The 11,959-nt window shown below is 45.3% G+C and carries 4 protein-coding genes, 2 tRNA genes and 3 rRNA genes; 8 read left to right on the forward strand and 1 reads right to left on the reverse strand.

The window, feature by feature from the left end; genetic code table 11:
• Positions 1-9 precede the first annotated feature (9 nt).
• The 6 genes from gyrA (at position 10) to rrf (ending at position 7,893) form a co-directional block, all read left to right on the forward strand.
• Positions 10-2,511 carry a DNA gyrase subunit A gene (gene gyrA, locus ACQYAC_RS13120; protein ID WP_058013176.1) on the forward strand — a complete coding sequence of 834 codons (2,502 nt, stop codon included), beginning with the start codon at positions 10-12 and terminating at the stop codon, positions 2,509-2,511.
• Positions 2,512-2,876: 365 nt separating this feature from the next.
• Positions 2,877-4,425 (forward strand): 16S ribosomal RNA (locus tag ACQYAC_RS13125).
• Between the two features lie 95 nt (positions 4,426-4,520).
• Positions 4,521-4,597 (forward strand) — tRNA-Ile (locus ACQYAC_RS13130).
• Positions 4,598-4,611: 14 nt separating this feature from the next.
• Positions 4,612-4,687 (forward strand) — tRNA-Ala (locus ACQYAC_RS13135).
• A gap of 98 nt (positions 4,688-4,785) precedes the next feature.
• A 23S ribosomal RNA gene (locus ACQYAC_RS13140) occupies positions 4,786-7,716 on the forward strand.
• Positions 7,717-7,777: 61 nt separating this feature from the next.
• A 5S ribosomal RNA gene (gene rrf / locus ACQYAC_RS13145) occupies positions 7,778-7,893 on the forward strand.
• The 16S, 23S and 5S rRNA genes sit together here with 2 tRNA genes alongside, the layout of an rRNA operon.
• 20 nt (positions 7,894-7,913) lie before the next feature.
• Here rrf and ACQYAC_RS13150 read toward each other — a convergent pair.
• Positions 7,914-8,873, reverse strand: a complete 960-nt coding sequence (locus tag ACQYAC_RS13150; protein WP_429943455.1) for a YaaC family protein — start codon at positions 8,871-8,873, stop codon at positions 7,914-7,916.
• Positions 8,874-8,994: 121 nt separating this feature from the next.
• Between ACQYAC_RS13150 and guaB the strand changes: the two genes are divergently transcribed.
• Both guaB and ACQYAC_RS13160 read left to right on the forward strand, forming a co-directional pair.
• On the forward strand, positions 8,995-10,461 hold the full coding sequence (gene guaB / locus ACQYAC_RS13155; protein WP_003218109.1) for an IMP dehydrogenase: 1,467 nt from the start codon (positions 8,995-8,997) through the stop codon (positions 10,459-10,461).
• Positions 10,462-10,620: 159 nt separating this feature from the next.
• A complete protein-coding gene (locus tag ACQYAC_RS13160; RefSeq protein WP_058015907.1) occupies positions 10,621-11,946 on the forward strand; it encodes a D-alanyl-D-alanine carboxypeptidase family protein in 1,326 nt (441 codons plus the stop codon).
• Positions 11,947-11,959: the final 13 nt, after the last annotated feature.

Below are 11,959 nucleotides of genomic sequence, written 5' to 3' on the forward strand. Positions count from 1 at the left end.
GTTCTTATAGTGAGTGAACAACATACACCAAATGTACGCGAAGTGAATATTAGTCAGGAAATGCGTACGTCTTTTTTAGATTATGCAATGAGTGTGATTGTGTCGCGTGCATTACCAGATGTGCGTGACGGATTAAAGCCCGTGCATCGAAGAATTTTGTATGCGATGAATGACCTAGGTATGACAAGTGATAAACCATTTAAAAAATCTGCACGTATTGTCGGGGAAGTTATCGGTAAGTATCACCCTCATGGTGACAGTGCTGTATACGAAGCGATGGTTCGTATGGCGCAAGACTTCAACTATCGTTATATGTTAGTAGATGGTCATGGAAACTTTGGTTCAGTCGATGGAGACGGAGCAGCGGCGATGCGTTACACCGAGGCACGTTTATCGAAGATTTCTATGGAAATCCTCCGTGATATCACTAAGGATACCATTGATTATCAGGATAACTATGACGGCAGTGAAAGAGAGCCAATGGTGATGCCTGCAAGATTCCCGAACTTGTTGGTCAACGGAGCGACAGGAATTGCTGTAGGCATGGCGACTAATATTCCACCGCACCAACTAGGTGAAGTGATTGATGGGGTATTGGCTATCAGTCAAAACCCGGAAATGACCACACAGGAGCTTATGGATATCATTCCAGGTCCAGATTTCCCAACAGCAGGTCAAATCATTGGTCGAAGTGGTATTCGAAAGGCGTATGAAACAGGGCGCGGCTCTATTACATTAAGAGCAAAATCGAATATTGAGGAAACATCTAGTGGTAAACAGCGCATTGTTATCAATGAGATTCCTTACCAAGTCAACAAAGCCCGTTTAATTGAAAAAATTGCTGATCTTGTACGTGATAAAAAGATTGATGGCATTACAGATTTGCGTGATGAATCAGACCGTAATGGTATGCGTATTGTCATTGAACTGCGTAGAGATGCAAACGTCCATGTTCTATTAAACAATCTTTATAAACAAACGACACTTCAAACGTCATTTGGTATCAACTTATTAGCACTTGTTGATGGACAGCCGAAAGTCTTGTCCCTCAAACAATGTCTTGAGTATTATCTAGAGCATCAAAAAGTGATCATTCGCAGAAGAACAGCGTATGAGCTGCGTAAAGCAGAAGCAAGAGCACACATTTTAGAAGGTCTGAGAATTGCACTTGATCACTTAGATGAAGTCATTGCTTTAATTAGAGGCTCTCAAACTGCGGAAATCGCAAGAAATGGTTTGATGGAAAACTATAGCTTGTCTGAAAAACAAGCACAGGCCATTCTTGATATGCGACTTCAGCGTTTGACTGGTCTAGAACGAGAAAAGATAGAAGATGAATATAAAGGACTTGTTGATTTGATTGCTGAATTAAAAGCCATTTTAGCAGACAATGAGAAAGTACTTGAAATCATTAGAGAAGAATTAACAGAAATTAAAGAACGCTTCAATGATACGCGTCGTACTGAAATTGTGACAGCGGGTATTGAAACAATTGAAGACGAAGATTTGATTCCTGTCGAGAACATCGTGATTACGCTGACGCATAATGGTTATATCAAGCGTCTCCCAGCGTCTACATACCGCAGTCAAAAAAGAGGCGGTAAAGGTGTCCAAGGAATGGGAACCAACGAAGATGATTTCGTTGAACAGTTGATTTCAACATCGACCCACGATACGATTCTTTTCTTCTCTAATAAAGGGAAGGTTTATCGTGCGAAAGGGTACGAGATTCCTGAATTCGGACGGACAGCGAAAGGGATTCCGATCATTAACCTTCTTGAAGTAGAAAAGGGAGAATGGATTAACGCCATTATTCCTGTAAGCGAATTTGATGAAAATTCGTATCTCTTCTTTACAACAAGACACGGTGTATCAAAACGGACGACATTGTCTCAGTTCGCTAACATTCGAAACAACGGTCTTATTGCACTTAGCCTTCGTGACGAGGATGAACTGATGGCTGTTCGTTTAACCAATGGAGAAAAACAAATCATCATTGGAACGAAAAAGGGAATGCTGATCCGTTTTGACGAGACTGATGTTCGAGAAATGGGACGTACGGCAGCTGGAGTGAAAGGGATCACACTTTCCGAAGATGACATTGTCGTAGGTATGGAAATCCTTGAGCCAGATGCAAACGTATTGATTGTAACTGAAAAAGGATATGGCAAACTAACCCCTGAAAAAGAATACCGTGTTCAAAGTCGTGGCGGTAAAGGTCTTAAAACGTGCAAAATCACTGACAATAACGGCCCACTTGTCACAGTGAAAGCAACTAATGCTGAAGCCGAAGAAGACTTGATGATTATTACAGGAAGCGGTGTAATCATTCGTATGGCCGTTTCTGACATTTCGACAACAGGTCGAGTCACTCAAGGTGTTCGCCTAATCCGTCTCGGTGATGAGGAACATGTCGCAACAGTGGCATTAGTTGAACAATCACAAGAAGACGATGAAGATGATGAAGAGAACGTAGAAAATATAGAGTCAAATCAAGAGCAATCTGAGTAAAAATAAAGCCGGTTCTACACCGGCTTTATTTTTTTTGAAAAAACACCACTTTTTTTGAAATTTATAATGCTTTTTTCATAGATATGTGTTAATCTTTCAAAGGAGCAAAAAGAGGCTCTATTTTTTATCTCATTCCCCAGTAAAAACTTCTTAGAAAAACAAAATGTTTTTTAAGAAAAATGTTGACTGTTGATAGAGATATATGATATATTTAAGTGGTCGCTTTAAGAGAGTGACACACAAGTTCTTTGAAAACTAAACAAGACAAAACGTACCTGTTAATTCGAGTTTTTATAAAAAATCCTATGAAATATCATAGGTAGTCAGTCAAACGCTGACGAAAAACAAAACTTCGGTTTTGTACTTTTTCGGAGAGTTTGATCCTGGCTCAGGACGAACGCTGGCGGCGTGCCTAATACATGCAAGTCGAGCGAACAGAAGGGAGCTTGCTCCCGGATGTTAGCGGCGGACGGGTGAGTAACACGTGGGTAACCTGCCTGTAAGACTGGGATAACTCCGGGAAACCGGAGCTAATACCGGATAGTTCCTTGAACCGCATGGTTCAAGGATGAAAGACGGTTTCGGCTGTCACTTACAGATGGACCCGCGGCGCATTAGCTAGTTGGTGGGGTAATGGCTCACCAAGGCGACGATGCGTAGCCGACCTGAGAGGGTGATCGGCCACACTGGGACTGAGACACGGCCCAGACTCCTACGGGAGGCAGCAGTAGGGAATCTTCCGCAATGGACGAAAGTCTGACGGAGCAACGCCGCGTGAGTGATGAAGGTTTTCGGATCGTAAAGCTCTGTTGTTAGGGAAGAACAAGTGCGAGAGTAACTGCTCGCACCTTGACGGTACCTAACCAGAAAGCCACGGCTAACTACGTGCCAGCAGCCGCGGTAATACGTAGGTGGCAAGCGTTGTCCGGAATTATTGGGCGTAAAGGGCTCGCAGGCGGTTTCTTAAGTCTGATGTGAAAGCCCCCGGCTCAACCGGGGAGGGTCATTGGAAACTGGGAAACTTGAGTGCAGAAGAGGAGAGTGGAATTCCACGTGTAGCGGTGAAATGCGTAGAGATGTGGAGGAACACCAGTGGCGAAGGCGACTCTCTGGTCTGTAACTGACGCTGAGGAGCGAAAGCGTGGGGAGCGAACAGGATTAGATACCCTGGTAGTCCACGCCGTAAACGATGAGTGCTAAGTGTTAGGGGGTTTCCGCCCCTTAGTGCTGCAGCTAACGCATTAAGCACTCCGCCTGGGGAGTACGGTCGCAAGACTGAAACTCAAAGGAATTGACGGGGGCCCGCACAAGCGGTGGAGCATGTGGTTTAATTCGAAGCAACGCGAAGAACCTTACCAGGTCTTGACATCCTCTGACAACCCTAGAGATAGGGCTTTCCCTTCGGGGACAGAGTGACAGGTGGTGCATGGTTGTCGTCAGCTCGTGTCGTGAGATGTTGGGTTAAGTCCCGCAACGAGCGCAACCCTTGATCTTAGTTGCCAGCATTTAGTTGGGCACTCTAAGGTGACTGCCGGTGACAAACCGGAGGAAGGTGGGGATGACGTCAAATCATCATGCCCCTTATGACCTGGGCTACACACGTGCTACAATGGACAGAACAAAGGGCTGCGAGACCGCAAGGTTTAGCCAATCCCATAAATCTGTTCTCAGTTCGGATCGCAGTCTGCAACTCGACTGCGTGAAGCTGGAATCGCTAGTAATCGCGGATCAGCATGCCGCGGTGAATACGTTCCCGGGCCTTGTACACACCGCCCGTCACACCACGAGAGTTTGCAACACCCGAAGTCGGTGAGGTAACCTTTATGGAGCCAGCCGCCGAAGGTGGGGCAGATGATTGGGGTGAAGTCGTAACAAGGTAGCCGTATCGGAAGGTGCGGCTGGATCACCTCCTTTCTAAGGATATATGGAGCAGTGTGCGTTTTCGTCTTGTTTAGTTTTGAAGGAACTTGCAAAAGATCCTACAACATCATATCTTCGATATGAAAGATGGGCCTGTAGCTCAGCTGGTTAGAGCGCACGCCTGATAAGCGTGAGGTCGGTGGTTCGAGTCCACTCAGGCCCACCATCTTCTATTAAATCGGGGCCTTAGCTCAGCTGGGAGAGCGCCTGCCTTGCACGCAGGAGGTCAGCGGTTCGATCCCGCTAGGCTCCACCAACGTGTTCTTTGAAAACTAGATAACAATAAGTAATACATTCACATTGAATGCAATGCAAAGTTCATCACACATAGTGATTCTTTCTAAAGTAAGAAATGGTTAAGTTAGAAAGGGCGCACGGTGGATGCCTTGGCACTAGGAGCCGATGAAGGACGGGACGAACACCGATATGCTTCGGGGAGCTGTAAGCAAGCTTTGATCCGGAGATTTCCGAATGGGGAAACCCACTGCTCGTAATGGAGTAGTATCCATACTTGAATACATAGAGTATGAGAAGGCATACCCGGGGAACTGAAACATCTAAGTACCCGGAGGAAGAGAAAGCAAATGCGATTCCCTGAGTAGCGGCGAGCGAAACGGGAACAGCCCAAACCAAGAGGCTTGCCTCTTGGGGTTGTAGGACACTCTATACGGAGTTACAAAGGAACGATATAAGCGAAGAGGTCTGGAAAGGCCCGCCAAAGAAGGTAACAGCCCTGTAACTGAAATGTTGTTCTCTCCAGAGTGGATCCTGAGTACGGCGGAACACGTGAAATTCCGTCGGAATCCGGGAGGACCATCTCCCAAGGCTAAATACTCCCTAGTGACCGATAGTGAACCAGTACCGTGAGGGAAAGGTGAAAAGCACCCCGGAAGGGGAGTGAAATAGATCCTGAAACCGTGTGCCTACAAGTAGTCAGAGCCCGTTAAAGGGTGATGGCGTGCCTTTTGTAGAATGAACCGGCGAGTTACGATCCCGTGCAAGGTTAAGCAGAAGATGCGGAGCCGCAGCGAAAGCGAGTCTGAATAGGGCGCATGAGTACGTGGTCGTAGACCCGAAACCAGGTGATCTACCCATGTCCAGGGTGAAGTTCAGGTAACACTGAATGGAGGCCCGAACCCACGCACGTTGAAAAGTGCGGGGATGAGGTGTGGGTAGGGGTGAAATGCCAATCGAACCTGGAGATAGCTGGTTCTCTCCGAAATAGCTTTAGGGCTAGCCTCAAGGTAAGAGTCTCGGAGGTAGAGCACTGATTGGACTAGGGGCCCCTACCGGGTTACCGAATTCAGTCAAACTCCGAATGCCGATGACTTATCCTTGGGAGTCAGACTGCGAGTGATAAGATCCGTAGTCGAAAGGGAAACAGCCCAGACCGCCAGCTAAGGTCCCAAAGTATACGTTAAGTGGAAAAGGATGTGGAGTTGCTTAGACAACCAGGATGTTGGCTTAGAAGCAGCCACCATTTAAAGAGTGCGTAATAGCTCACTGGTCGAGTGACTCTGCGCCGAAAATGTACCGGGGCTAAACGTATCACCGAAGCTGCGGACTGTTCTTACGAACAGTGGTAGGAGAGCGTTCTAAGTGCTGTGAAGTCAGACCGGAAGGACTGGTGGAGCGCTTAGAAGTGAGAATGCCGGTATGAGTAGCGAAAGACGGGTGAGAATCCCGTCCACCGAATGCCTAAGGTTTCCTGAGGAAGGCTCGTCCGCTCAGGGTTAGTCGGGACCTAAGCCGAGGCCGAAAGGCGTAGGCGATGGACAACAGGTTGATATTCCTGTACCACCTCCTCACCATTTGAGCAATGGGGGGACGCAGGAGGATAGGGTAAGCGCGGTATTGGATATCCGCGTCCAAGCAGTTAGGCTGGGAAATAGGCAAATCCGTTTCCCGTGAAGGCTGAGCTGTGATGGCGAGCGAAATTTAGTAGCGAAGTTCCTGATTCCACACTGCCAAGAAAAGCCTCTAGCGAGGTGAGAGGTGCCCGTACCGCAAACCGACACAGGTAGGCGAGGAGAGAATCCTAAGGTGATCGAGAGAACTCTCGTTAAGGAACTCGGCAAAATGACCCCGTAACTTCGGGAGAAGGGGTGCTTCTTAGGGTGTTAAAGCCCCGAGAAGCCGCAGTGAATAGGCCCAGGCGACTGTTTAGCAAAAACACAGGTCTCTGCGAAGCCGCAAGGCGAAGTATAGGGGCTGACGCCTGCCCGGTGCTGGAAGGTTAAGAGGAGCGCTTAGCGTAAGCGAAGGTGCGAATTGAAGCCCCAGTAAACGGCGGCCGTAACTATAACGGTCCTAAGGTAGCGAAATTCCTTGTCGGGTAAGTTCCGACCCGCACGAAAGGCGCAACGATCTGGGCACTGTCTCAACGAGAGACTCGGTGAAATTATAGTACCTGTGAAGATGCAGGTTACCCGCGACAGGACGGAAAGACCCCGTGGAGCTTTACTGCAGCCTGATATTGAATGTTGGTACAGCTTGTACAGGATAGGTAGGAGCCTTGGAAACCGGAGCGCTAGCTTCGGTGGAGGCATCGGTGGGATACTACCCTGGCTGTATTGACCTTCTAACCCGCTGCCCTTATCGGGCAGGGAGACAGTGTCAGGTGGGCAGTTTGACTGGGGCGGTCGCCTCCTAAAATGTAACGGAGGCGCCCAAAGGTTCCCTCAGAATGGTTGGAAATCATTCGCAGAGTGTAAAGGCACAAGGGAGCTTGACTGCGAGACCTACAAGTCGAGCAGGGACGAAAGTCGGGCTTAGTGATCCGGTGGTTCCGCATGGAAGGGCCATCGCTCAACGGATAAAAGCTACCCCGGGGATAACAGGCTTATCTCCCCCAAGAGTCCACATCGACGGGGAGGTTTGGCACCTCGATGTCGGCTCATCGCATCCTGGGGCTGTAGTCGGTCCCAAGGGTTGGGCTGTTCGCCCATTAAAGCGGTACGCGAGCTGGGTTCAGAACGTCGTGAGACAGTTCGGTCCCTATCCGTCGCGGGCGCAGGAAATTTGAGAGGAGCTGTCCTTAGTACGAGAGGACCGGGATGGACGCACCGCTGGTGTACCAGTTGTTCTGCCAAGGGCATCGCTGGGTAGCTATGTGCGGACGGGATAAGTGCTGAAAGCATCTAAGCATGAAGCCCCCCTCAAGATGAGATTTCCCATTCCGCAAGGAAGTAAGATCCCTGAAAGATGATCAGGTTGATAGGTCTGAGGTGGAAGCGTGGTGACACGTGGAGCTGACAGATACTAATAGATCGAGGACTTAACCTATATTCTATTGTGAAGTTTGAACATTGTTATCTAGTTTTGAGAGAACATTCTCTCCATCAGGTTTGGTGGCGATAGCGAAGAGGTCACACCCGTTCCCATACCGAACACGGAAGTTAAGCTCTTCAGCGCCGATGGTAGTTGGGGGTCTCCCCCTGTGAGAGTAGGACGCCGCCAAGCTTGTCTAAGGATCAGTTCCATTAGGAACTGGTCTTTTTTGTTTTTTCTTCTAATAGCATCATGATATAAGCTGGGAACTTCTCTTCGGCAATCTCCATGTAGCGCTCAATCATGACGTAATCATCACTAATGTATTGAGACAGCAGCTCGTACCACCATTCAGTTTCGTAGCGGGCAATCATACTAAGGTTATACATTAATAAGTAATGGCTGATGACCTCAGGAATCCCTAACAAGGAATCACGCGTTGACGGAATATACCATTGATCCATTTCTAAATCATAATGAAGATGAGTGGCGAGCGCTGGATTTTCTTCTAGTGATACATCAAATGTCAGCTTTTTCGCTTCTCTCTGTCTGAGTTTCCAACTTGTATGAAACTCAAAATATTCAATAAAGCGTTCAGCAGACATGTTATAAAGTAATGGAATATGATCTTGAATCATCAGCCCATTGGCCTTTTCCACCTTAACTAATGTAGAGGGTTGTTTTTGAAACTCTAGAATATGACTCATTTCCGGTATCTTTGAAAGGAGATGAATCATCGTAAATCGCTCATCTTCAAGTCCATTTAAATGAAATAGATGCTTTAACACATGCATGCATAGTCCATTTCGCTGAATTTTCACCTCATCTTCACTAAAACGGTAATGCTGCTTCTTTCTCTTTCTCGATGTTACACCATGCGCTAAAACAGAGGTTTGAGAAGGATAGTGAGGGTCAACTGTCAGTAAACATGCCTTTAGCAACTGAGCCATTCCATAAAACAATAAAATGGGCTTCAGTTCGAGTGGAGCGATAGCTGCCTGTTCATAGAACGTATGACCATGCTTTAAAAAATAAATAAACCGTTCACAGTTTTTATAGGCTTGCTGGTTTGCATCTTGAATGCTCTGTTTCTCATATTGTTGATATAGAAACTTTTGGGAAGTTTCGAGTGAGTAAAAACGTTTTAAATCCTTCCATCCTGAACTTTTCATCTTCTTCCTCAACTCTCTTTATATTTTCTAAAAATTGCAACTGTTTGTTGCTTCCTTGACATGCTGTTTGCTAGTTGATAATCTACATATAATATTTTGCCGAAAAGAGGGGGATTTACTAATGTGGGAAAGTAAATTTTCAAAAGAAGGTTTGACGTTTGACGATGTTTTGCTTGTTCCAGCTAAGTCTGAAGTACTTCCGCGAGATGTCGATTTATCAGTTGAGTTAACAAGCACATTAAAACTAAACATTCCAATTATCAGTGCAGGAATGGACACGGTGACTGAATCACAAATGGCGATTGCAATGGCACGTCAAGGTGGTCTTGGTATCATTCATAAGAACATGTCTATTGAGCAACAAGCAGAGCAAGTGGATAAAGTAAAACGTTCAGAGCGCGGCGTTATTACAAATCCATTCTTCTTAACACCTGAGCATCAAGTATTTGATGCAGAGCACCTAATGGGTAAGTACCGTATTTCAGGTGTACCGATTGTAAATAACATAGAAGATCAAAAGCTTGTCGGTATTATTACGAACCGTGACCTTCGATTTATTTCGGATTATTCAATGAAGATTAGCGATGTGATGACTAAAGAGGAACTTGTGACAGCTTCTGTAGGTACGACGTTAGAAGAAGCTGAAAAAATTCTACAGCAATATAAAATTGAAAAATTACCTCTTTTAGATGACGAAGGAACGTTAAAAGGTCTCATCACCATCAAAGATATTGAAAAAGTGATCGAATTCCCTAACTCCTCTAAAGATGCACATGGCCGTTTAATTGTTGGTGCCGCTGTTGGTGTCACTGGCGATACAATGACTCGTGTAAGAAAATTAGTCGAAGCCAATGTGGATGTCGTTGTCATTGATACGGCACATGGTCATTCACAAGGTGTTCTAAACACTGTATCGAAAATCCGTGAAACATATCCTTCTCTTAATATCATTGCTGGTAATGTTGCAACAGCCGAAGCAACTAAAGCATTGTTTGAAGCAGGAGCAGATATTGTGAAAGTCGGTATCGGACCAGGATCTATTTGTACAACACGTGTTGTTGCAGGCGTTGGTGTACCACAAATCACAGCGATCTATGATTGTGCAACAGAAGCAAGAAAACACGGTAAAGCTATTATTGCAGATGGTGGAATTAAATATTCAGGTGATATCGTAAAAGCTCTAGCATCTGGTGGACATGCTGTAATGCTTGGAAGCCTTCTAGCTGGTACATCTGAAAGCCCAGGAGACACAGAAATTTTCCAAGGTAGACGCTTCAAAGTATATCGCGGTATGGGCTCAGTCGCTGCAATGGAAAAAGGAAGTAAAGATCGTTACTTCCAAGAAGATAATAAAAAATTCGTTCCAGAAGGTATTGAAGGCCGTACACCATACAAAGGACCAGTTGTTGATACAGTGTATCAACTCGTTGGCGGTATCCGCTCTGGTATGGGCTATTGTGGAACACAGGACTTACGCTCTCTTAGAGAAGATGCACAGTTCATTCGAATGACTGGTGCAGGGCTTCGTGAGAGTCATCCACATGATGTACAAATTACAAAAGAATCACCAAACTACACAATTTCTTGATAAATTGTGACAATCAAATTACATTTGACAGGGTCTATGACTCTGTCTATTTTTTTTGTCTTTATTGTGATAAAATTTATACTGTTGTGTTGAAATAAGCCCTTGTGGATTAAATATATATGAAATATGTCGAAAAAGATGATAACGGAGGTATGACGATTGAACAGCAAGATATTGAAACAGCTTATGGTCTCTATCCTTGCTCTGGCATTGATTGTGACAGCATTTACACCAATGTCCAAAGCAAAAGCAGCTGAAGATCCATTCAATGTGAATGCGAAAGCAGCGATCCTAATTGAAGCTTCTACAGGTAAGATCCTTTATAGTAAGAACGCAGAACAAAGACTGCCTATTGCAAGTATGGCAAAGATGATGACAGAGTATCTATTACTAGAGGCGATTGCTGAAGGCAAAGTGAAATGGGATCAAACGTATACGCCAGATGATTATGTATACGAAATTTCTCAGGACCGCAGTTTATCTAACGTTCCTTTGAGAAAAGATGGCTCGTATACAGTGAAAGAACTTTATCAAGCAACGGCTATTTATTCGGCAAATGCAGCAGCAATTGGCTTAGCAGAAGTGATTGCTGGATCAGAATCGAAGTTCGTTGAAAAAATGAATGCAAAAGCGAAAGAACTAGGTTTAACAAATTACAAATTCGTGAATGCAACTGGACTAGAAAATAAAGACTTACATGGCAAACAGCCAAAGGGTACAGGTCCTGATGAAGAAAGTGAAGTATCTGCGAAAGATATGGCATTGCTTGCACAGCATCTCATCAAAGACCATCCAGAAATCCTTGAAACATCAAGTATTGCGAAAACAAAGTTCAGAGAAGGCACAGACGATGAAATGGACATGCCTAACTGGAACTTCATGCTTAAAGGACTTGTGAAGGAATATGAAGGTGTAGACGGCTTAAAGACAGGTTCTACAGATTCAGCTGGTTCTAGCTTCACAGGTACCGCTAAACAAGGTGACATGCGTGTCATCGCAGTGATCTTGAATGCAAAAGGTAATCTTCATACAGCACGTTTCGACGTGGCGAAAAAACTGTTCGATTATGCGTTTAAAAACTTCACGATGAAAGAAATGTACAAAAAAGGTCAACAGATCAAAGGACATGAAAACATCGAAGTCGACAAAGGCAAAGACAAAGAAGTACCTGTCGTTACGAAAGAAGCTTTCTCTGTGCCAGTAAAAAATGGCGACGAAAAGAGCTTCAAAGCAAAAGTAAATATCGAGAAAACGAAACTAGAAGCTCCTATGAAAAAAGGAACGAAGGTTGGTATGCTGACGACTTCTTATTCAGGTGATGAGAAGGACTACGGCTATTTGAATAAAGATCAATCAGGTGTTGAGCTTATAACGAAAACAGGCGATGAAAAAGCAAACTGGTTCATCCTTGCAATGCGTAGTGTAGGTGGATTCTTCGCTGGCATTTGGGGCGGAATCGTTGACACAGTAAAAGGTTGGTTCTAATAAAAAACTGCTC

This window comes from Bacillus sp. MM09(2025) (assembly GCF_050496725.1).
GTDB classification, from domain to species: domain Bacteria; phylum Bacillota; class Bacilli; order Bacillales; family Bacillaceae; genus Bacillus; species Bacillus pumilus.

Coding starts and splice junctions, on each gene's coding strand:
- ACQYAC_RS13150 (WP_429943455.1), bottom strand. CDS start 8,873: ATGAAAAGTTCAGGATGGAAGGATTTAAAACGTTTTTACTCACTCGAA.
- guaB (WP_003218109.1), top strand. CDS start 8,995: ATGTGGGAAAGTAAATTTTCAAAAGAAGGTTTGACGTTTGACGATGTT.